A 23,182-nucleotide genomic window follows, 5' to 3' on the forward strand; every position below is an offset into this window, starting at 1 on the left:
ATCAAGCACTACAGAAAAGGCAATGGTTAAACTTCCACAAACACTAGCACCTCTCCAACAACAGCTACTTGACGCTGCAGAAAAGTTTGCCACAGATGCTCAACCTTTGAGCGAATTTTTAGCAGCTTTAGTCCGAGATGTGGAAAGGGCTGCAGCCGAACCGTTAGAAATCTTTCCCGTATGTCACCACTCACCATCCTCAGCTTTACAGATGGTGAGAAGGCTGCATGAGAAACCACTCAAAGCAATTTACCTGGAAATGTGTGAGGATTTACTACCTGTTGTAGAACATTTGCGGGATTGTAAATTACCTGTCGCATTACAAGCATTTGCTGCTGAATCTCAAACTTTTTCACCCAAATTAATGCCCTTAAGTGCAGTCGCACCCCTAACAGAAGCTTCTGCTGAGTATCAAGCGATCGCTTACACTTTAAAGCATCCAAAAACACAACTGGTATTTGTAGATCGGGCAGTTGATTTTATCTTTCAATGGGAACCAAATGAGTTGAAAAGCCAAGAGGAATCAGAAGAAGCACCTTCAGATGAAGCTAAAATGCACGGTACGGCTTTTGGGGTGGAAGTTGGCAGTTTAGTTCCCACATTCGAGAGATTTCTTGATTTTTTGCTGCGCAACTCCAACACGCGCCACTTTGCTGAATGGTGGGATCAATATGTTGAGCAAGCTATTATCGGTGCCGATCTCGAAACCTATCGCCAAGTTATGTTTTTAATAGGTAGCTTAATGCGGCGGCTGGGAACAAACAACAAAGATGTGGAAAGCGATCGCCTGCGCGAACGGTATATGTGGACTCGTATTAAGCAGCACATGAAAGCAAACTCTATTGCTCCCCATGAAGCCATATACATCTGTGGTGCAGCACACGCTGCTAGTGATGTTCCTGAGTTTGGAGTATCTAACAGTACAATATGGAATGATATTCCCGAACTGACTCAAACAAAATGGCTGTACGGGCTAATTCCCTCAAGTTTTGTAGCTATTGAATATCAGTTTAACCATCCAGCCGGAACGATTTCCCTCGCCGAAGCGACTTGGAAAAAGAGTCTCAAGGTAGCTAAATTAAAACCATTCGTTCTGGAGAAAAAGGATACAAGGGACAAGGTAGAATCTTCTCCCTTGTCTACCCCCTCTCCCTCGTCTACCCCCTCTCCCACTTCTCTAACAAACTTCCTCACCCGTCCCCCAGAATTTGCACAAGGGGATACAGAACAACTCTTGCAATGGTGTGCTGATATCGTTGCCTCTGCACGTAAAAATGGATACTTGGCAAGTACTGCAGATGCTATAGCTATTTATCAAACTTCAATGCTGCTTGCAGGAATGCGACATCGGGTTCATCCAACCCCTTATGATTTCCAAGATGCAGCTATTACCTGTTTGGAAAAAGACCGTACTCCCAAAAAACGCAATATTGCTCAACTGTGCCAAATTTTGCTGGGGGGCGATCGCATTGGAACGGTGGGCTATGCTTCCCTACCGCCGTTAGCTCAAGATGTTTACAATCGCTTAACACCACTTGGGATGAACTTACTGAGCCAAACCAATCAACGTGCTTTGATGGACTTCAAGCAACAACCTGAGTTGTTGGCTTGTTCTGATGTTTTGTGGCGACTTCACTATTTGGTAGGAGCTCGTCTCGTACAACCCATTATGGGAGAGCGAACTCTTGGGTTTAAGCCGTTACAAGAATCTTGGGAAATTCGGATTGGTAAGAACCAGCGAGAGATTATTATGCTGGGTTATGAAGGCGTAACTATCGAGCAAGTTTTGGAACAACGGCTCAAACAGTTTGCTTTCGCAGATCGGGCAAAAACGAGTTCTGTTTTAGAAGCTGCTGAAAATAGTATTTTATACCTCCACAGCTTGCGGTTGACGCAAGAATTGGGAGAACACGCGATCGCATTACTTTCCCAAGAAACCGGAGCTGAAGATGCACCTAAAATTTTTGAGAGGGTACGCCGTTTGGTGCATTACTACCGCACCACAGCGACAGGATTGCCAACTTGGATTGAACGATTTGTTGTTACTGGTTACGGGCATTATGCAACACTTTTACCCAAAGCCTTTGCGGATCGAGGAACTTCACCCGAACAAATTGCTGGAATGCTGGGCTTTATCTTTACCCTGGAAAGCTTAGCACTTTCTTTAGGTTGCAATCGCAGCCAGTTGTTAATTGGAGTGCAGCAAGCAAGCCAGGAGTTGGAAGATCGAGCAAAGCTGGGTTTGCTGTGGACAACGGAATTATTGCTAGGATTGCGAACCATAGAACAAATTCGCGAATTCTTGAACCACGTGCTTAACAATGAGATGCAGATAGCTGCTTTTCCCGACTATCTCAACGGGTTTATTCTAGCGCTCAATTTTGCTCCTCGAATCGGTCAATTAGTCGTAGAACTGTTGAGTAAACTCTTTGCTTCAGTTCCAGACTCAGTATTATTACCGTGGTTACCTAGTTTAATTTTACGCTTGCGACCTCATACTCAAATTTTACAGGTGTTGCTTAAGGAAGCAGCAAAGATTTTTCCACAAAATTTGAGCGATTTTGACCAATGGCAACCTTCTTGGGCTACTAAGGTAGAAGACTTTCAGCCAAAGACTTCTGAAAAACAACCTACACCTGCACTGAGCGATAGAGAAATGGAAGTGCGGCAATTGCTGTTTAATACAAGACAAACAACTGAGGCGTTGGCACAATTGTTGGACGTAGAAAATGTCACTTGGGAAGAGACTTTGCTATCCAACACAGAATCCAACTCCGATGATTGCTTATCGGAAAAAGAAGTTCTGGTTCAAACTTTGCTTGTATCTCAATCGGCAACAATGAATTCTTTAGCAGGTTTTTTAACCCCCACCTCGTTCCCAGGCTCCGCCTCCTAATCCAGGCAACATAAGGCAGAGCCTCACGGTCTGCATTCTGTGGTAGAACCTGGGACCGAGAAACGATCGGCAATCGGCAACAAATGAAAAATAAAACAATACACAGGCACTTCTCACGATGACCTTACGATTGCTGGATGGGAATTGCGATCGCAAACTCTGTTCCCTCTCCTGGAGAAGACATACAACTTAATTGACCTCGATGTTTCTCAACTACAATTTGGTAGCATATTGATAATCCCAAACCAGTGCCTTTACCTACGGGTTTGGTGGTGTAGAAGGGATCGAATATCTTAGACAGAACTTCCGGACGCATTCCACAGCCATTATCCCGAATCCGAATTAGGACGCAGTTATCTTGTGCAACTTCAGTCATAATTTGAATTTGAGGAGGAAAAAACTCTTTCCTACAACCCCGTTCTAGGGCATCAATAGCGTTATTTAAGATACTAAAAAACACTTGGTTAATTTGTCCTGAGTTACACTCAACTTTTGGCAACTGACCGTACATTTTTAAAATTCTAATTTCGCTTTTAAGAAGGGCATTGTACTTTAGTTTATGCTCCAGTAGTAGCAAGGCACTATCGACTCCCGTATGAAGATCTACAGGTTTTAATTCTGCTTCATCCAGTCGGCTAAAAATACGCAAACTTAAAACAATATTGTTGATACGCTTTGTTCCTTCCTTCATGGAATTAAGTAATTTTGGAAAGTCTTCTTGAAGGAACTCAAGATCGTTGTCTTCTAAAAATTCCTGAATTTCACTGTCTGGTTGAGGATAGTGTTTTTGGTACAAATTTAAAGTAGTTATTAGTGTTTGTAAGTATTGACTAACATAAGTTATATTTCCATAAATAAAACTGAGGGGATTATTAATTTCATGAGCAATCCCAGCTACCATTTGCCCCAAACTAGACATTTTTTCACTCTGTACTAATTGAGCTTGAGCTTGTTTGAGATTGTGCAATGCTTGTGTCAGTTCTTCTGTCCGTTTTTGAACTCGATTTTCCAATTCTGAATTAGCATTTTCCAGTTCTTTATTTGTCTTTGCTAAATCAGTAAAAGCAGAACTCAGTTGTACAGCCATTAGATTAAAGGTATTTGCTAAAACACCAATTTCATGAACCCTTGAATTTACTACTTTTTGTTCTAAACAACCATTAGAAATAGCAGTGGATGCTTCCGTTAAACGTAGAACTGGTACCGTAATCCAATGTGAAGTATATATTCCTAAAATAACAGCCAGTATTAATGCTCCCAAACACAGTAGTATTGTGGTACGAGTGTTGGCGTGAATTTGTTCCATAAAGTCAGTTTCAGGAACGACCACCACTACTAACCAATCCAGACCCAAATCATCGCGCCAGGGAGTCACCAAAACAAATTGGCGCTTTTGATTCAGCATCAGGTTAAACTGCTGCGAGTTTTTGATTTTGCCCATCTCGCCAAAATGCTGTGTTAAGTATTTTGTAGTTGCTTGAATTAAATAATCGTGACTGTATATTCCCTTAAGCCTTTGTGGCTTTCCATTGACCACTGTGAAAGGTTGCTCGGTACTGGAATTAGCAACTAATAATCCGTTGCGCTCCAATATAAAGGTTTTTCCGCTGGGGCTAACTTTCAGAAGGCGTAAAAAATTACTAATCTGTGATAGACGCTGCTCGACAGCAATGACACCTATGAGATTTTTGTTTTTATCAACAACAGGATGAGTTGCAGAAATTGACAGGGGATATGGCTGTGTTTCCCATTGATAGATAGCACTCCATAAAGGTTTGCGAAGTTGGGTTGTTTGTGCATACCAAGCTTCTTGTTGAAAAGCGTAATTCTTCACGTATTCAATGAGTTTAGCCCGATTTCCCTTCTCGTCTGTGGCGTAAGTGTAAATCCCTCTATTGCCATGTCGTTTTTGTGAGATCTCATCAATATTAATGCGGTTGTCATAAGCAGAACGTCCAGCTGATGCAAATTCACCTTTGGTAGAACCAAAAAGAATATAACCAACTTTATATAACTGTATTTGTCTTGCGAAAAAGCGTTGCAACTTTTCTAGATCTTGTGGAGCGAGTAACCCCAAATCGAAAGCATCTGCATAGGTGTGGCTCAGTATCTGAGGCGCTTTCATGTAGCTGTCAAGGTGCTGATGAATACGCCCGCTCACCTCATTACATAACCGCATTGCTAAATTATTAACCGCTTTTTGCCCGTTATATAAAGATAAATAACCAGTTAACCCCACAGCAGCAAAGATTTGTACGACAAAAGGGACAACAAGAAGCAAGCGCAGTGAAACTTTTTTAACAACTAAAGGCATTTTTTAATAATCCAAGACTTTTAATTTTTATCTAAAACCCAAGCATCCCACATTATTGCTCTGACTTCTCTCCGGAGAATTCGACAAGTTTATAGTTCCCAGATTGAAATTAGAAATACCGCTGCAAGTTTTGTCTGTTTAACTGCGATCGCGACAGGATTGCTTTCCTGTTTGTCGTTGTATTCACAGAACTGCAAGATATTGTTCTCGTGCGGGGTTATGGGCTAAGGGGTAGCAAAAGCGAGTCTTGGATTGGTGAATATCCAACTATTTAGCAGTTTTATTTGGCTTTTGTTGCGATATGGAAAGTCTATAGTTATACTGTCCTTGAGATAGCTCACCCACATATAAGGAGTAGTTTCCCTCCTGCCAAAAACCAGAAATTTCTGGCTTACTTCCAGAGTAACTGTCTGCCAATACGCAAAACCGCCCTCCCGGACCATCAATTAACAAAGTTGGCTTGCCGCCACTCTCCACTGTTAATCTCAGGTAAGGTAGTGCTTTCGTAATTTTTATAATTTGACTGGGTTGCTCGGCAATCTTGCCACAATTACTGTCTTGTTTTCCTCCAGATGTACCATTAACAACTAGGGGATCTGGCTGCTGATTGGGGCTCACTTGCACGACTTCCCCAGCCCAAGTAGCACTGGTCAGAAATAAACTACTGAAGAGTGCTATAGGAATGCTTTTTAACAATGTAGTTTTCTTCATAAAATCATTATGTTCCCAATTTTTTTTAAGCGCTTATTAATACATTTATATCTAGTACATAAGACGTGTAGGTCAAATATCTGTTCCTAATTGTTTGTAATATTTTTGTCACTAAAGAAATTGTTACGCAAGCGAATATTAAAAAAAATCAAGTTTGCCAGCACTCGTATTGCCAAAAGCTGGAAATTTAACTATTAGGAGCGAGCTTTAAGTGTAAAGACTTTCGCTAAAATCACAATGTCAACTGCCAATATATTGAGATAAGAGTTGGTTTGTTGTTCGTTAAGTATCTTAGCAGAGGTAAGAATATATGAATCCCCAACCTAACGATGACTTGCAACGCCGCTTGGAAAAGTTAGAGGCTGAGATTAACTCCCCGTCTGGAATGACTTCACAATCGCAAGCAGCGAATTCACAGCCCAATAAGGTTCTTAGTTTCTTCTCGTACCACACGTCACGAGTTCTAGCTTGGTACAAGACTCAGTCTGGAATCAAAAAGATAATTGTTTTGGGTGTTGGGTTTTTGCTGGCATTCTCCTTGCTCCAAGCCGTTTTTAAGCTCGTTGCGGCTGTTATTAGTCTGGCGGTCTTGTCAATCTTAGTGTACGTTGGATACAAATTTTTCATATCGAGTAACTCTCAACTCAAGTAGTGGTTTTTAAACGAGCCGAGAGTGACGTAGAAATTAAAGTTAAAGGAATTTATCTAAATGGCTACCCCAAGTGTGAGGAGAAATAATAACGCCAACGAACAGGGAAAAGCTCAGTCTGTCCCCTTGACAACAAGGCGAATTGCTGCATGGGCAACAGAATTGGCTCTAGTTGTGACCAGTGGGTTGATTCCCTTTAGTGTCGGTACGTATTTAAATTCTAAAGGTGATATTAACCGCGTACCGCTGAATCCCGTACTGGTACAAACAGAACGAGCGATCGCCCGCCCACTGGCTTTACCCGTGAGCTATGGTATTCGTAACGTAGCATGGCCTACAAATTTTTTGTGGACGCTCTCTTTGTTAGTCCCTCTAACACTATCAGGTTGGCAATTGTACTTACTTGCTAAAACAGGAAGCACACTTCCCAAAAAATGGTTGGGGATTAAAGTGGTGAGCGCGAACGGCAAGCCAGCCGGATTGGGACCGATTTTGGTACGGGAAGGCATTGGTCGTTGGGCTGTACCGATGTCTGTCGCATATCTTTTATGGCGTTACAGTTTCTTATTTCCCAATTTAAGTGCTTTTATGACCTTGACTGGTATTGTGTTGCTGCTAGAAGGAACGGGCTTCCCCTGGCAGCAAGACCGTCGCGCACTTCACGATCGCCTCGCTGGTACTTTCACTGTAGATGCTCACAAACCTTTTACACCTTTTACTGTAAAAGATAGCAAACGCAGTCAATCTCCATGGACTGAAGGCGATGAGGAAGCTGCGATTGCCTCGGTTGTGATTACTCCTGAAGAATCAAGAGCGATACCAAGTTTGTTGCAATGGATACAGCAACAAAATCCAAACCAAACATTACTAGGGGTTGCGATCGCTAGCTTGGGTGCATTATTTGTTACTTTAGTGGGAACCCAAATTTACATTCACAGCTTGCAAAACCAGGGCAGTTCGGGACAGCGCAATAGCGAGCAATTTCTTGCACTCGCAAAACAGTTAAATCCTGACTCTACTGCTACCGTTGAGGAGCGCCGCAGTGCAATTTCAGCTATGGCTACCCTTAATGACACGCAAGCGGCTCAGTATCTCGTTGATTTGCTAGTGAGCGAAACAAACCCCGTTCTCATTGATACAATTCAGCAAGCACTCGTTGGTATTGGGCCCCAAGCCCTTCCCAATTTAAAGCGGATGAATCAGTTCATTGTCAGCGAGCTAGATGGCAGCAATAAATCACAATCTCTAGAAGTGCGGCAGAAACAACTTTATGCCAATCAGCGAGCAATTAACAAGGTTTTATCTGCATATCACGGCAAGCTGGAAAATGTCGATTTAAGTAACGTCCAACTGAGTCCAAGCGGAGCTGGGGATAGTTCTTTCAGATTGATATTAGACAAAGCTGACTTGTGGGGAATTAAGTTTAGAGGTGCAAATCTATCCTTTGGTACTTTTAAAGGCAGTCGTTTCCGAGGAATAGGTGAGGATGGACGCTGGGATACCTATGATGATTGGATTTCCGATCTCAACCAAGCACGAATGACACAAGCTAATCTTTCTGAAGCAAACCTCAGCCGCGTTTCAATGATTCGTGCCGATTTAAGTCGCGCTATCCTCAACAAAGCCAACTTATCCAATGCTCGTTTATCGGGTGCTAACCTCAGTAGCGCTCAACTCTCAGGAGCTGATTTGCGAAATGCAGTTCTGCAAAATGCAAGTCTCACTGGAGCCGATTTGGGTGATGCAAAACTGAATGAAGCGGATATGTACGCAGCTCGTTTGGGTCGCGTAATTGCTGTTGGTACGCAATTGTCTTTTGCTAATCTTGTAAAAACCGATTGGCAGGGTTCAGATCTTTCCGGTGCTTCCTTGGATCGTGCTAATTTGAGCGATGCAAACCTAAGTGCAACTCGCTTGACAGGTGCTGTATTAAACTCGGCTAATTTAGAGAATGCTAACCTGCGAAATGCTGACTTAAGCCTTGCAGATTTAAGGGGAGCAAATCTCAATGGTGCTGATTTTCAAGGAGCAATCCTGTCTCCTAACAAACAAGACCCTACCGATCAATTCGTGCAGACCCCTTCTCTCGGTACACAATCTGCTGCTGTGGATGGAGTCGATTTTACTCACGTTAAAAATTTAGATCCCAAGCAGATAGCTTACATTTGTACTCAAAGAGGTCTTCATCCTCGGTGTCCGTAATAGAGAGGGAGTAGGGAGTAGAAAAAAGTGATAATTTTTACTCCTCACTCTCTAGCTCTTATTGCCAAAATGGAATAATCTTAAAATCAATCCAAAATCCAAAATTTAAAATCCATAATTGTGTAAGGAGTTGGGGAATGAGGCACGTCAAGTATTTAGCATCTCTTGTTTTAGCAAGTTCGGTTTTAAGTTTTGCCCAATTCACCCAACCAGCACAAGCCCAAGTTGCATATGGTAGCTATGTTGGTATCGGTCCAGCAATTGGTTTTGGAGATGGCGTTCAAGTAGGAGCAGTGATTGCCGGTCGCTACAAACTTCTAGAATTACCAATTTCTCTCCGCGCTCAAGCTTTCCTTGGGAAGAGTGCAGCGCTTGTCCCGACAGTTTCTTACGATGTTCCTTTGAACTGGCAAACAGACGCTTACTTGGGGGCTGGAGTTGTGCTTGCTAGCGGAGACGATCCATCGCCGGTTGGGAATAAAATCAGCTTTGCTTTACAACCAGGTGTTGATTACATAGTTCCAAATAGCAACACAGTGATCTTTGGCAATGCTATCATTGCTTTCGACGCTATCCGCGACGGTGGTACAGCTTTCTCTTTACAGGGTGGAGTTGGTTTAAGGTTCTAATGAGCGCCCCATGAGAGACGATTCAACAAAGGTTCCTACGCATTTATATATAAGAAATCGAGCAGCCAAAACCACCGAAGATAAGACTCTACGCACGCGCTACGAGTCTTATCTGTGCTTTTAGACGGTGGATGTAGGCGAGCAGTCTGTCACGTCACTTGCTTCAACGGGGGAACCCAGAGCAGTTGTCAAGCTACTTTCTTTTCCTGATATTTTATTAATTCTTTCGGAGAAAATGCGCCATGCTCTGTAACGATCGATGTAATTAATTCAGCTGGTGTTACGTCGAAAGCCGGATTGTAAAATTCTACGCCAGATGCCGTCAAAATTGTGTTTCCAATTTGATATATTTCCTCTGGATTGCGCTCCTCGATAGGAATTTTACTCCCATCAGATAAAGAAAAATCAACAGTGGAAAGGGGTGCAGCAACATAGAATGGAATATTATGTGCTTTAGCTACGAGTGATAAACTATACGTACCAATTTTGTTGGCCGTGTCGCCATTGGCTGCTATTCTGTCAGCACCAACAACTACGACATCAATTAAACCCTCCTTCATGCACTGAGCTGCCATACTGTCAGTAATGACTGTCACTGGAATTCCCTCTTGGACGCATTCCCAAGCAGTTAATCTTGCTCCTTGCAAGCGAGGACGAGTTTCGTCAGCAAACAAACGCGCTAACCGTCCTTCTCGAAAAGCAGAACGCACGACTCCCAAAGCAGTTCCATAACCTCCTGTTGCTAGTGCGCCTGCATTACAATGAGTGAGTATTGTCAGTCGTTCTGGTGTCTTGGGTAATACAGCTAAACCATTATCACCAATAGCATGACAGGTTTGTAAATCTTCTAAATGGATGGTTTGGGCTGTATCTAAAAGAGTTTTTTTGATTTCTTCAATCGTTCCAAGAGTTTCATAAGCAGTTTTCATCATCCGCGAAATGGCCCAAAACAAATTCACCGCCGTTGGACGTGTCGATCGCAACAGGTCTGCGACTTTCTCCAAATGGTTCAAAAATTCGTCGCGATCGCCAGTGCTGATTTCCCTTGCGCCAAGATACATTCCATATGCTGCAGCCACACCTATTGCTGGTGCGCCTCGCACAATCATAGTTTTAATCGCTCGCGCCATATCTTCGCAACGACTAATTTCTACAAATGTGTATTCATTTGGTAAACGGGTTTGGTCAATCAGGGAAACTGAGTCATTGTGCCAAATAATGGAATAAACCTGGTTTGTGGAAGAATTCATGGAATTGAACGCTATCAAATTTTTAAAATTGTAACGTTAGCAATTCTACAAGTTCTGTCAAATTTAGAAAAAGTATAAACGATGAAGTTAAAAGTTAAATATGATACAAAAAATCTACTGATATCTTAGCAGATCTTTAAAGCTCTGCATCTTCATAAAGGTCGGCGAAGGTAGCTTCAAAGTCAATACTGTGCAGTCGAAATGATTGATTATCTGCCGTATAAGTTTGTAAAACCCATAGCCCTTCATCATTACGGCGAAAACACTCGACACGCTGACGTTTGGTATTGATGAGAACGTATTCTTTGAGACTCTCTAAGGTTTGATAGTCAGCAAATTTGTCGCCGCGATCGAAAGCTTCAGTAGAATCAGATAAAACTTCGACAATTAAACAGGGAAATCTTTTATACGCGGGAGTTTCCCTGTCTCTTTGGTCGCAACTCATCATGACATCAGGATAATAGTATCGATTTAACGATTCGATACGTGCTTTCATATCAGCGATATAAACGCGACAGCCCGTACCGCGCACGCGATTCCGCAAGAGTGCAAACAGATTCCCTGCAATAGTAACATGGGGATCGAGGGCTCCTGCCATTGCGTAAGCACAGCCATCAATATATTCGTGTTTGATGTCGCTTTTTTCCTCCATTTGGAGGTATTCCTCAGGAGTCACGTATATGTCAGGTGAAGCTACCATATTGAGGTCTAGAAATGTGTTTCTATCTACTCCATGTTAAATACTATACTAATACAATACTTTAGTTCACTGCATCTTCATAAAGGTCGGCGAAGGTAGCTTCAAAGTCAATACTGTGCAGTCGAAATGATTGATTATCTGCCGTATAAGTTTGTAAAACCCATAGCCCTTCATCATTACGGCGAAAACACTCGACACGCTGACGTTTGGTATTGATGAGAACGTATTCTTTGAGACTCTCTAAGGTTTGATAGTCAGCAAATTTGTCGCCGCGATCGAAAGCTTCAGTAGAATCAGATAAAACTTCGACAATTAAACAGGGAAATCTTTTATACGCGGGAGTTTCCCTGTCTCTTTGGTCGCAACTCATCATGACATCAGGATAATAGTATCGATTTAACGATTCGATACGTGCTTTCATATCAGCGATATAAACGCGACAGCCCGTACCGCGCACGCGATTCCGCAAGAGTGCAAACAGATTCCCTGCAATAGTAACATGGGGATCGAGGGCTCCTGCCATTGCGTAAGCACAGCCATCAATATATTCGTGTTTGATGTCGCTTTTTTCCTCCATTTGGAGGTATTCCTCAGGAGTCACGTATATGTCAGGTGAAGCTACCATATTGAGGTCTAGAAATGTGTTTTCATTCTAAAACATTCTTAAGCTGGATAAATTCGCAAGCGACGAAAAGGTTCTTCACCAAAACTTTGTGATTTGAGATTGTACCTTTCAACAAGTTCGTGTTGCATGGCACGCACTTTTGCAGAACGGGGAAGTAATTCCACAGGCTGTTTTTTGGGAATCACAATTTCCTCTACAGCAAGTCTGGCTTCTTCCAATGCATCAATTTCATCATCTTCACTTCCACTGCGAGCAAACCGATTGGGTTCGGGTTCATCGTCTACCGTTGGTTCTTCCATACCCAATACTTGCTGTAAAGATTGGTGAATTTGACTGTAGGAATTGGCTTTTAGGGTATATACGGGTACTTGATTTTCTTCCGCTATACGTCTGAGATTGGAGTGCTTTCTGGCATGCGCTCGCAGTGCTAGAATTGCATCCGCTCTCTGAATATCCTTTGTCAAAACCACTGGCAAGTTGAGTTCGCGAATCACTGTTTCCAATTGATGGTAACTCACACCATAAGGGTAAAGGTGACACAGTTCACCTTCATCAAGCGAATTGAGTGTGTCACCGAAGAACTGTTGGGGTTGCTTGGAAGATGTATCTGAGGAGACCTCAAATTCTATTTCCCCTGAAAATCCATCTTTTTTTTGAGTTTGAGAAAAAGGGACTATCTTTCGAGCTCTTTGTCGTTTTTGGGATTGTTGGGAGAAGTTGAGACTAGAAAGACTGGGTGACTCCCGCGTAATCGTCACCTGCCCGTTTTCGTTAACAGTTCTAACTTCTGGATTTGGCTGATGTCCCCTTAATAAACTATCTACAGTATCAGCGACGCTTCTATGGACGACCCACCGTTGTCGCTCTAGCATTTCTACAGCAATATCAAAAGTAGGTGGAGCCTTTCTTTCCAAAACAGTTTTCTGCGTCCGTCGCCTTCTAGCTTCTTCATCACCCAACGTGACAGATTGAATTCCACCAACTAAATCGGACAGAGTGGGGTTTTTAATCAGGTTTTCAATTTCATTACCGTGAGCAGTCCCTACAAGTTGTACTCCACGTTCGGCAATAGTACGAGCAGCTGATGCTTCCAATTCCGTACCAATTTCATCAATTACAATAACTTCAGGCATATGGTTTTCCACTGCTTCAATCATGACCTGATGCTGAAGTTCCGGGCGGGCTACTTGCATGCGTCGTGCGCGACCGATAGCAGGATGAGGTACATCTCCATCACCAGCAATCTCGTTAGAAGTATCAATAATGACAACCCTTTTGTTAAAATCATCAGCTAACACGCGAGCAATTTCTCGCAAAGCTGTTGTTTTACCGACACCAGGACGGCCCAACATGAGAATTGATTGACCGCTTTCTACTAAGTCACGGATAATGTGAATTGTGCCATAGACTGCCCGACCTACACGGCAGGTGAGACCAATAATATCCCCCGTGCGGTTTCTGATAGCGCTGATGCGGTGTAGAGTTTGCTCAATTCCAGCACGGTTATCTCCGCCAAACTCTCCTACTCTGTGAATGCAATAATTGAGATGTTCTCTCGTAACTGCTGTTTCCGAAAGATACTCTGCTCGATGTGGAAAACGCGCTTCCGGACGCCGACCCAAGTCCAAAACGATTTCAACTAAATTATCGCGCTGTGGATGCTCTTGTGCGCTCTGTTGAATTTCTGGTGGCAAAATCTCCAGCAATTTTTGGAGATCGTCTGTCATATACATAGTTTTAATGTTTTTTAACAAAGAGAGTGTTAGATCTCCGACCACTCACGTGCGGCGGGGATCGGGCAGCCTCTCACAATCAATGCGGTTGAGTACTAGAACGAGCTAGGAAAGCTGTACCACAAGATACTGTGGTTCTAGACTGTGAAAACTGCTGTAAGACCGCAGTTACTTGTTCGTGAGGCGAGGGTTTTAACGAGCGATCGCTAACCAGCGAGCAGTGACAGGTTAATATTTTAAAACTTTCATATGTGTTAAATACACTTCTAATTTATATTTTGACAAAGACAAATTTTTGTTCTTTTGCAGAAACTACGAATCTGTAGGTAGTATTTCCCTTACTACTTTAGCTTTATTCACTGACTGTCTTGTATTATTGTAGCACGCAATAATACACAATTTTAAGTTTTTTGTACGATTAACTGAAAAAGTTTTCAGGAAGAGATCGTTAATTTTATTAAGATAGGCATCTTTGTTGCTTCTCCCTCATAAATGCTCTCTCTCCCCCCTCTTCCTTACCAAGAGCCATAATTTAATCCTAGCGATCCCTATAAGAACTAACAGAGGGAATATCTGACACCAAAATATGACTGAGAAAGTAGTTATTGTTGGCGCTGGACCTAGCGGTCTTCTACTCTCACACTATTTGTTACGTCGTAGTGACAAATACCAAATTGAAATTTACGAACGTCGCGGAGACCCCCGCTTGGTATCGTTTCCTAAATACAGAACTTATTCTTTAGCACTTTCGCCAAGGGGAATCAATGCTTTAAAAAACATTGCTGGGCTTGAGGAAGCTGTTAGGGCTGTGAGTGTGGAAGTATCGGGAACTGTCATTCACCAAAAAAACGGTAAAACTCTATTTAAACGTCTCAAGACTCCTCAACTGACTCTCGACAGGACAAATTTGGCGATCGCAATTCTACAAAAGCTTACTTCTAGTTACGACAGCAGTCGTGTCACAATTAATTTTGATTCTAAATGTACTCAAGTAGATTTTGCTGCTAAGACAGTCACATTTGAAAGTCACTCTAGCGAACAACCCAACCTTAAATATGTAAATTACGATTTGCTAATTGGTGCAGATGGAGCGAGTTCTGCAGTTAGAGAGGAGTTACTCAAGACTGAGGGATTTGAGTATGAGCAAAAATATTTTTATAAGGACTATAAATCAATTTTTCTTTCCCCGACTGAGTCCGAGTCAAAAATTCAACTTCAACCAGGGAATTTGCATTCTTGGCGACTCAGACTAAATAATGCAACTAACTTATTGTTGCTTTCTCAACTTGATGGGAGCTGGAGTGGGGTCATTAATTTTCCTCATGGCAAAAATCAAATAGCTGAACTCTCTACCAAACAAAAGGTTCTCCAGTATTTTTACGAAAATTTTCCAGAGATCGCTGGAGCGATCGCAGATGAAGAAGCTGAAGCTTTTGTATCAAGACCAATATCAAGAGTTGTGTCTGTTAGCTGTAACTGCTTTCATCATGGTGATAGCGTATTACTTATTGGAGATGCAGCACACGCTGTACCTCCTTCTATCGGTCAAGGTTGTAATTCTGCCCTCGAAGATGTGGTTGTATTCGACGCTCTTTTGGATGAATATTCAGATAATTTAGCAGAAGCATTGGAACAGTTTACCATTCGTCGCAGACCGGATGCTTGGGCTTTAGTTGAACTGAGCAACTACACTATGCCTTTATCTGGAAAGTTGTTTGTTGAGTTTCTTCTCAGAACGAGATTTTCAACAATAATGCACAAAATATTTCCCAAATACTTTCAGCCGTTTCTTTTTGATTTGATAACAGAAAGTACAATTCCATACTCGCAAATTTTAGATTGTTATAGAGATTGGATCGACAAGGTCAAGAAAAGTAATGAAAATTTTTTAGAAACGATTTAAGTTTTTAACTCTAAAAGGATATTTATAAAATGACAAACAAAAATATTTGCAAACAAAGAAAAAAATATAGAGACTTAAAGGAATTATGTGAATCGAATTTGTGGTGGACTGGTGGAAATAAATGGAGTTCTTGTATTAAAACAGAAGTCTTTCAAGAACTTCAACAACCTATTCAAAAAGAAGAGAGTGAATTTACGCGCAATAAGCCACTCGTTTTATGCATTCTTGGAATGGTAGCTTTAGTGAGTGTTGCTGCATTAACACGGAGTGAAGAAATATCTCACGGATTTCAGGAGGTTTGGAAAAATTCGGTTGAACAACTCCTCCCGATGAAGGATGAAGGCTGAAGAACCTTGGCAGTTCAGTGGTTCCTCAACCTGCCCAAGACCGATGACAAAATTATTAAATTCTATAAATGTTATCCGGATGGGATGAACTGTACTGAGTTAGGTATAGAGGGATCTTGTTTGGAGAATATTAAAATAAGATAAAATTTGCAGACAAGGCTTGCAAACACCAGACATCAGAGCAAGCCGTTACCCAGTCCGGCGATCGCCCGCGCATCCATCAGACCGTTAACCGCTTGTGAAGAAAGAAAGTTAAGTAACTTAACGTAAATATACTTAGGTAAGGTAAAATTATGATATTCACAAACTACAATATTGTTAAGTGGCATCAAGTCGCTCTGGGTAAAGTACGCGATCGTGAAAACAGAGAAATGAACTAGGAGGATATAAGGACCGATAAGAAAAGCTTGTCTTAATCTAATCAATAATCCTAATTTTGTATTTCAAATTGTTTTACTGCTTGAAACACTTAAAACTCTAGCTGATAGTGTGCCAAACCAGTCTTTCTGGTAAGTAAAATAAAATTATCTGGGGAAAAAGACTTACCCAAGCTAGCTAATGTTATAAAAAGTTTAGGAGAGGATAGTTAACTTAATGAATAACGTTTAAGGACTATATCTCTAAGTCAAAAACAAACACGCTCAAGTTAAAAGTTCGCTTGTGCAACCTCAAAAACCAGAAAAAATAGATTTGAATACGGAATACCTTTGCCCCTGTCGTCGGCGGGGAAGGTTAATTCCGATTACGTTGACAGAAGCATTTGGATGCGATCGCTGTCCGCAAATATTCGTAGTAGAAGATAATGGATATGTACTGGAGCAGCTATCCACCACCTATCCATACAAGCGAGCTTGGCGCTGGACGGGAAATTCTTGGCAAGTTGTCCATCCTCGTTTTGGAGAAAACTATTTGCCAGTAGCACTTGGTATAATTTTCGTGCTAGTGATTATATGGTTACCATTAGCGCTACGATTGGCAAGTGGATACAGCATAATTGCTTGGGCGATGGTGGCAGTTCTGCTGGCTATCTTGCCAGCACTGATGGTCTGGCTCACCTACAGACGTTAACGAGGCGGACAGTGGATGATTTTGATGATTACTCCGAACCAATAGTCATGAGTGCGAGACGCGCCCATTGTGCTTCCTTGAAATTAGGAACAACAAAAGGCGTAGATAGGAGTCGCGCCGTGCTATCAATGGCACAGTCGCTCACGCGTTCATTTGACGATATTTTAGAAGCCAATACCCTGGATTTAGAAGCCAGCCGCGAAATGGCGTTACCAGATTTAATGTTGGAATGGCTGAAACTGACTCCGAAACGGCTGGAGATGACAGTAGAAATTCTCCAACGGTTGGGAGAATTATCAGATCCATTGCGGCGGGTGAGACACGCTGACTATCAATTAGAGGACTCACAAACTTACTCACAGTTAATGCCTTTAGGTGTGATAGCCTTTATTTATGAGGCATTTCCCGAGTTGGGAGCAATTGCTGCCGGTTTGTGCATTAAAACCGGCAACAGTATTGTGCTAAGAGGTGGTACAGAAGCAACTCATTCTAACAGTGCAATTGCGATCGCACTAACCAATGCCCTAGCTGACGTTAGTCTTCCAGAAGATTGCGTACAGTTAATTACAGAAGAACATGGCAGATCCATCAAAGATTTAATCACCCAAGACCAATTTCTAAATCTCGTTATTCCTTACGGGCGTTCTAGCTTAATACAGCAAGTTGTAAGGCATTCAACATCTCCAGTTCTCAAATCAGCTATGGGTAATTGTTACTTATACTGGTCAACCAATGGCAGTTTAGAAATGGTGCGGTGGATGATCGTAGACAGTCACCAAAGCGAACCAGACCCAGTGAACGCCATTGAAAAAGTCTTGATTCATCGCCAAGCCCTACCATCATCCCTGGTCACATTATGGAATAGTTTAAAAGAAAAGGGGTTTGAAATCAAAGGAGATGCAGAACTAGTTGATGCCTTTCCTCAATTGCAACTTGCAAAAGATACAGAATGGGGAAGTGCGTACTTGACAAAAACAGTTGCTTTCAAATTAATGGACAGTCTGGAAGCAGCAATAGCCTGGATTAACCAGTATAGTAGCGGTCATGCTGATTGCATCGCCACAGAATCGTATCAGGAAAGCCGACAGTTTGCGTTAGGAGTTAACAGTGCTTCTAGTTACATCAACGCTTCTCCCCGATTTTCCCGCAATCCTTCGCGAGGAGATTCAGTCTTTTTAGGAATGTCAAACCAAAAAGGGCACAGACGTGGATTGATTAGTCTGGAGAGTTTGACAACTATGAAACATATTGTTTTAGGTAATGGAAGGTTTTAGTTGTTGGTTGGTGGTTAGTAGTTAGTAGTAACAACTAACTACTAACTACTGACTACTGACTACTAACCTTCATGATGCGTATAGTAGACCTTCGTTCCAGTATCCGGTACATAATGGCAACTTGTACAAGAACGCCATAGTGAAGTGACAATTGGTTCCTCTGACTTACGGAAATAGTTACCTAAAACGGGTTTAATCGCTTCAGTTGCCCTCTTTAAATTGTAGTGAGGTATATTGAGGAAGATATGGTGAGCAACATGAGTGCCGATATCATGATGTATGTGATTGATGAAACCATAATCGCGGTCAATTGTTGAAAGCGCACCTTTGAGGAAAGTCCATTCTTCTTCGCGATACCAAGGAATATCTGGTTCGGTGTGGTGTAAAAAAGTCACTAAGTCCAACCACATAACGAACACAAGATAGGGTCCAACGTAGTATTTGAGCAACCACATCCAACCCCATTGATAGGTGAGAAAACCAAGCAAGCCTACCATGCAAGTCCAAAGTACAGTGCTGGTAACGATATCCCATTTTTCAGAAGGTTTGAAGAGGGGGCTCTTAGGCGAGAAGTGAGAGCCTTCTTTATTTGGAGAACGTTTAAATAGATAAACTGGATAAGCCAATAAAAACAGATAATATCGGCCTATCTTTTGCTCCCAAGGCATTGCTTTATACTGAGATTCACTGACAGGGTACCAGCTTTCGTCATTATCCAGGTGACCGGTATTGAGATGGTGAGTTCTGTGGCTAATTCGCCAACCGTGATAGGGAACAAGAATCGGTATGTGGGAAAGATGACCGATTAGATCGTTAAGCCATTTCTTTTTAGAAAAAGATTGGTGTCCGCAATCATGTCCGACGACAAATAAAGCCCAAAACATTGTCCCTTGTATGACCCAGAAAATAGGCCAGAAAAACCAAGAATCTAAGCGATGAGCGATTGCGTAAAGCAGACTAATAATTAGGACGTCACGGAAAAAGAAAAAGAGTGACTTACCTACATTTGGCTGAAAGCATTCAGCTGGGATGGCCGCTTTTAAAGAACTTAGGGTGAAGGGTAACTGGGTAACAGTTTCAGATGACTCACAGCTATTGTGAGTCTCAGTGGAATTAATGGTATTGGTTTGCACTTTATTTTGTTGTTGGGTGTAATCTGGTATGAATGCAAAGCAGCACTTTGCATACAGGCAAGCAAAAGCTAACCTGCGTTTAGATTTTCATGAGAATGTTTTCTATCAGATCAAATGATAGAGATAGGTAGACAATTTGGGCAAACCTTGCCCACTATATCTAGCCTTTGTGCGGCATAACCACTGTATCAAACAATCAATATTACTAGGTCTTGGTGGGCATTGCCCACCTTTCTTTGATTGGGTTACTAGTTACCAGTCATTGAGTGCTAAGTGTTCCTGCTTGGTAGTCTTTGAAAGTGATATAGCCATCATCAACAACATAGAGGTGGCACTTATCCGTAATATCTTTCATTAAAGACCAAGAAAATTGACATTCAGAATGCAGATACCCACTCCAATTCTCTTTTATGCTGGCGTATGCAAGACGCAAATTATATGAGGGAATTGCGGTTGATACATGATGGGGAACATGAACGTTAATATCGTGGCAGAGAAATTCTATCCAACGAGGATAATCGCAGTGAACTGTTCCTTGAAGCTGAGCAGTAACAGCGTTCCACTTGGGCTCTGCAACAAAAGGAATATCTGAGGTAGTGTGGTGAACGTAAGTAAAAGTGCTCATCCAAAAGTGATAAACCAGCCAAGGGATAAACCAAAATTTGACAAATCCCCAAATACCAGTTGTCGCAATTAAAATTGGGAACACGATCGCAGCAAACAGAACGACGACCACCACAGAAAGTTTGACATTGGCTCGGTCTTTCTCTTGAAACTTAGACCAATTAAAGTGGACGATTGCCCAATGAAAAATGGAACCTATCCACCACAATCGAAGGCGCATGAACAACTCAAAAGCCCGTTGTGAGGCTTTTCCCCAACTCTCGTATACTTCTGTCCTAATAGGGTGCCAAGCGTTATCTTCATTCAGTTTGTTAGTGTGGGCGTGATGATAGTTGTGCCCGATACGCCAACTGTGGAAAGGGTAAATCAACGGCATCATCATTACGTGACCTACCAAATCGTTAACCCAACGACTTTTGGCAAACGAACGATGACCGCAATCATGACCGATCACAAAAAAACCCGTCAAAGCAGTCCCCGTAAAAAACCATGCAAAGGGGAGGAGATACCAAGGAGAAAATACCAAACTAGCATAACCCAAGCCAACCATTAAGACGTTTATCAATAATTGCGTCCAAGCTTTGCGCGAATCCTGTTTAAAACATTCCTGTGGCAAGCTTTTGATAATATCTTTGAGCGTCAATTCGGATCGACCAAAGTCAGGATTTGGTTTGTGGCTGTCTACTGTTGTTGTAATCATGAATACCTAAAAAAGCACCTTCACTACCAAGTCACCAAAAAAGCGCCTTGACGCAAAGTTTTGTAACACTAGCGTTCGGATTATAACAATCTAATCCACCAAAGCGCAAAAAAAGGATGAAAAACTAAGGATTAAGGATAAAAGATTTACTGAAAGTAGTGTATTTTAGCTTATTTGAGTTGCTAATCAATACTCAGAAAATTAACTTTTATCCTTTATCCTTTACAGTTTATTTTTACTTATTTGCCAGCTTGACATTTGTAGCCAGACCGAGAGCTTGAAGTAATTGGATTGTCATCCATGTAAAGTCTAGTTCCCACCATTGCAAACCATGACGGGCTGAGTACTGAAAAGCATGGTGGTTGTTGTGCCATCCTTCGCCAAACACCAAGAGGGCTACCCACCAACAATTTGTTGAGTTGTCACCTGATTCGTGGCTGCGATAACCAAATTTATGGGTAGCGCTGTTGACTAACCAGGTGCAGTGGTAAACAAAAACGATGCGAACAAAAATTCCCCAGACAACGAAAGACCAGCCGCCCAAAAGCAAAAGAACTGCACCCAGGGCAAGCTGGAGAAAAATCATATTTTTTTCTAAAAACTGATAAACTGGATCGTCTGCAATGTCTTTAGTAAAGCGAGGAATTTCTGATTCATCTTCTTTTCTTTGATAAATCAACCAACCCATGTGACTCCACCAGAAGCCCTTGTTGGAGTCATGAGGGTCTTTCTCCGTATCAGAGTGTAAATGGTGCATGCGGTGAGTCCCTACCCATTCAATAGGTCCCCCTTGGCAAGCAAGTGTCCCACAAAAGACTAAGAAGTACTCCAGCCACTTGGGAGTTTGAAAACTACGGTGGGTAACAAGACGGTGGAATCCTAGAGTAATCCCTAAACCACCACTCACCCAGTACATAACGAAAGCAACACCTAGAGCTTTCCAGCTAAAGTTACTGGGAAGCAAGGCAAACAAAGCTCCGATGTGCAAACCAACGAAAAAGAGGGTATTGACCCAGTGGATTTGGTGTTTGGTTGGAGTAGCGAGTGTCATGCAGTAACCCGAAGTAGGAATTGTTCAGCCTAATCTGCGCGATTCAAAAATCCGCAAGTTTTTTATGTTTTCTTAAAAAGAGGAACTAATGAACAGCTTGGAACAGCTGCGTGAAGCAGAACAGGCACTGTTACAGATTTTTTCTGGAATTGACGCTCAGGTCAAGCAAAATCTTCAACGAGTGCTAGATGCCTTCCGCTATTATCGTGTAGGATCGCACCATTTTGCAGGTGTCTCCGGATATGGACACGACGATCTAGGGCGAGAAACTTTAGATAAGGTTTTCGCCCAAGTTGTGGGCGCTGAGGCGGCAGCTGTACGGGTACAGTTTGTTTCAGGAACCCATGCGATCGCCTGTGCCTTATTTGGTGTCCTGCGCCCCGGTGATGAAATGCTATCTGTTGCGGGCGCACCCTACGATACACTGGAAGAAGTCATTGGACTGCGCTGCCACGGACAAGGTTCCCTCCTTGAGTTTGGCATTCATTACCGACAGTTAGATCTGACTGAGGAAGGAACGGTAGATTGGGAAGCTTTAAGCCGTGCGGTAGAGGACACGACACGTTTAGTGCTGATTCAGCGTTCCTGTGGCTATTCTTGGCGTCCTAGCCTATCAATTGCCGATATTGAAAAAATTATTAAATTAGTCAAACAGCAAAATCCCAACACTGTTTGCTTTGTTGACAACTGCTATGGCGAGTTTATTGAAACTCAAGAACCGACACACATTGGTGCAGATCTCATGGCAGGATCGTTAATTAAAAATCCCGGTGGAACTATAGTAACAGCAGGTGGTTATGTTGCCGGACGTGCCGACTTGGTAGAAGCGGCTGCTTGTCGCCTCACAGCACCTGGAATTGGCAGTTATGGTGGTGCAACCCTCGACCAGAATCGATTGCTATTTCAAGGGCTATTTCTTGCCCCCCAAATGGTAGGAGAAGCGATGAAAGGGACTCACTTGACAGGGTACGTATTTGATAAATTGGGTTACCCCGTAAATCCAGCACCCCTTGTTCCCCGTCGGGACGTGATTCAAGCAATTAAATTAGGTTCTGCCGAGAAATTGATTGCATTTTGTAAAGCAATACAACAGAATTCACCCGTAGGCTCCTATCTAGACCCCGTTCCAGATGAAATGCCCGGTTATGAAAGTAAAGTCGTTATGGCTGGGGGAACTTTTATCGAGGGTAGTACTTCGGAGTTTTCCGCTGACGGTCCTTTGCGGGAACCCTATGTTGTATACTGCCAAGGCGGTACCCATTGGACTCATGTTGCTATAGCTTTAGAAGCGGCAATTGAGGCAGTGAATGGCTAATGGCTAATGGTTAATGGTTAATGGTGAGATCGGAGAAAACAGGCGGTGAGTCCAGTGC

At 42.4% G+C, this 23,182-nt stretch carries 19 protein-coding genes; 9 read left to right on the top strand and 10 right to left on the bottom strand.

Annotation, left to right across the window (positions count from 1 at the left end):
- Positions 1-22: 22 nt before the first annotated feature.
- On the top strand, positions 23-2,896 hold the full coding sequence (locus AB0756_RS35215) for a DUF5682 family protein (RefSeq protein WP_038078845.1): 2,874 nt from the start codon (positions 23-25) through the stop codon (positions 2,894-2,896).
- Between the two features lie 124 nt (positions 2,897-3,020).
- Here the strand turns inward: AB0756_RS35215 and AB0756_RS35220 are convergent, their stop codons facing one another.
- Both AB0756_RS35220 and AB0756_RS35225 read right to left on the bottom strand, forming a co-directional pair.
- A complete protein-coding gene (locus tag AB0756_RS35220) occupies positions 3,021-5,210 on the bottom strand; it encodes a HAMP domain-containing sensor histidine kinase (protein WP_038078848.1) in 2,190 nt (729 codons plus the stop codon).
- Positions 5,211-5,477: 267 nt separating this feature from the next.
- On the bottom strand, positions 5,478-5,921 hold the full coding sequence (locus AB0756_RS35225; RefSeq protein WP_038078851.1) for a hypothetical protein: 444 nt from the start codon (positions 5,919-5,921) through the stop codon (positions 5,478-5,480).
- 310 nt (positions 5,922-6,231) lie between these two features.
- Between AB0756_RS35225 and AB0756_RS35230 the strand changes: the two genes are divergently transcribed.
- The 3 genes from AB0756_RS35230 (at position 6,232) to AB0756_RS35240 (ending at position 9,401) form a co-directional block, all read left to right on the top strand.
- A complete protein-coding gene (locus AB0756_RS35230; RefSeq protein ID WP_038078854.1) occupies positions 6,232-6,573 on the top strand; it encodes a hypothetical protein in 342 nt (113 codons plus the stop codon).
- A 57-nt stretch (positions 6,574-6,630) separates the two neighbouring features.
- Positions 6,631-8,772, top strand: coding sequence for a pentapeptide repeat-containing protein (locus AB0756_RS35235; protein WP_038078857.1), 2,142 nt, complete (start codon positions 6,631-6,633; stop codon positions 8,770-8,772).
- A gap of 137 nt (positions 8,773-8,909) precedes the next feature.
- On the top strand, positions 8,910-9,401 hold the full coding sequence (locus AB0756_RS35240; protein WP_050045714.1) for a hypothetical protein: 492 nt from the start codon (positions 8,910-8,912) through the stop codon (positions 9,399-9,401).
- A 188-nt stretch (positions 9,402-9,589) separates the two neighbouring features.
- Here the strand turns inward: AB0756_RS35240 and mtnA are convergent, their stop codons facing one another.
- The 4 genes from mtnA to AB0756_RS35260 form a co-directional block, all read right to left on the bottom strand.
- Entirely contained in the window at positions 9,590-10,651 is a 1,062-nt protein-coding gene (gene mtnA / locus AB0756_RS35245) for an S-methyl-5-thioribose-1-phosphate isomerase (RefSeq protein WP_038081620.1), read from the bottom strand.
- A gap of 136 nt (positions 10,652-10,787) precedes the next feature.
- On the bottom strand, positions 10,788-11,351 hold the full coding sequence (locus AB0756_RS35250; protein ID WP_408104040.1) for a Uma2 family endonuclease: 564 nt from the start codon (positions 11,349-11,351) through the stop codon (positions 10,788-10,790).
- 61 nt (positions 11,352-11,412) lie between these two features.
- Complete coding sequence (locus AB0756_RS35255) at positions 11,413-11,976, bottom strand: Uma2 family endonuclease (RefSeq protein WP_038081622.1); 564 nt, start codon at positions 11,974-11,976, stop codon at positions 11,413-11,415.
- 38 nt (positions 11,977-12,014) lie between these two features.
- The gene (locus AB0756_RS35260; RefSeq protein ID WP_038081623.1) at positions 12,015-13,709 is read right to left on the bottom strand and encodes a R3H domain-containing nucleic acid-binding protein; all 1,695 of its coding nucleotides are present in this window, start codon (positions 13,707-13,709) and stop codon (positions 12,015-12,017) included.
- 586 nt (positions 13,710-14,295) lie between these two features.
- Here AB0756_RS35260 and AB0756_RS35265 point away from each other — a divergent pair.
- Both AB0756_RS35265 and AB0756_RS35270 read left to right on the top strand, forming a co-directional pair.
- On the top strand, positions 14,296-15,612 hold the full coding sequence (locus AB0756_RS35265) for an FAD-dependent oxidoreductase (RefSeq protein WP_038081624.1): 1,317 nt from the start codon (positions 14,296-14,298) through the stop codon (positions 15,610-15,612).
- A 29-nt stretch (positions 15,613-15,641) separates the two neighbouring features.
- Entirely contained in the window at positions 15,642-15,959 is a 318-nt protein-coding gene (locus tag AB0756_RS35270; protein ID WP_038081625.1) for a hypothetical protein, read from the top strand.
- A gap of 176 nt (positions 15,960-16,135) precedes the next feature.
- On the opposite strand, the gene AB0756_RS35275 is transcribed toward AB0756_RS35270, so the two are convergent.
- Entirely contained in the window at positions 16,136-16,288 is a 153-nt protein-coding gene (locus AB0756_RS35275) for a hypothetical protein (RefSeq protein WP_408104041.1), read from the bottom strand.
- A 331-nt stretch (positions 16,289-16,619) separates the two neighbouring features.
- Here AB0756_RS35275 and AB0756_RS35280 point away from each other — a divergent pair, with 331 nt between their 5' ends.
- Together AB0756_RS35280 and AB0756_RS35285 are read left to right on the top strand one after the other, a co-directional pair.
- Positions 16,620-17,027 (top strand): hypothetical protein, encoded by a 408-nt coding sequence (locus AB0756_RS35280; RefSeq protein WP_038081629.1) that lies wholly within the window; start codon positions 16,620-16,622, stop codon positions 17,025-17,027.
- Between the two features lie 47 nt (positions 17,028-17,074).
- On the top strand, positions 17,075-18,301 hold the full coding sequence (locus tag AB0756_RS35285; protein ID WP_050045991.1) for a glutamate-5-semialdehyde dehydrogenase: 1,227 nt from the start codon (positions 17,075-17,077) through the stop codon (positions 18,299-18,301).
- Positions 18,302-18,363: 62 nt separating this feature from the next.
- Here AB0756_RS35285 and AB0756_RS35290 read toward each other — a convergent pair whose 3' ends face one another.
- The 3 genes from AB0756_RS35290 to AB0756_RS35300 all read right to left on the bottom strand — a co-directional run bounded on the left by AB0756_RS35290 (position 18,364) and on the right by AB0756_RS35300 (position 21,809).
- The gene (locus AB0756_RS35290) at positions 18,364-19,434 is read right to left on the bottom strand and encodes a fatty acid desaturase (RefSeq protein ID WP_038081630.1); all 1,071 of its coding nucleotides are present in this window, start codon (positions 19,432-19,434) and stop codon (positions 18,364-18,366) included.
- A gap of 259 nt (positions 19,435-19,693) precedes the next feature.
- Positions 19,694-20,758, bottom strand: a complete 1,065-nt coding sequence (locus tag AB0756_RS35295) for a fatty acid desaturase (RefSeq protein WP_038081632.1) — start codon at positions 20,756-20,758, stop codon at positions 19,694-19,696.
- Between the two features lie 235 nt (positions 20,759-20,993).
- Entirely contained in the window at positions 20,994-21,809 is an 816-nt protein-coding gene (locus tag AB0756_RS35300) for an acyl-CoA desaturase (RefSeq protein ID WP_038081634.1), read from the bottom strand.
- An 88-nt stretch (positions 21,810-21,897) separates the two neighbouring features.
- Here AB0756_RS35300 and AB0756_RS35305 point away from each other — a divergent pair, with 88 nt between their 5' ends.
- Entirely contained in the window at positions 21,898-23,124 is a 1,227-nt protein-coding gene (locus AB0756_RS35305) for a methionine gamma-lyase family protein (RefSeq protein ID WP_038081637.1), read from the top strand.
- Positions 23,125-23,182 lie beyond the last annotated feature (58 nt).

This window comes from Tolypothrix campylonemoides VB511288_2 (genome assembly GCF_045999855.1).
In the GTDB taxonomy this organism is placed as follows: Bacteria; Cyanobacteriota; Cyanobacteriia; order Cyanobacteriales; family Nostocaceae; genus Scytonema; species Scytonema bouteillei_A.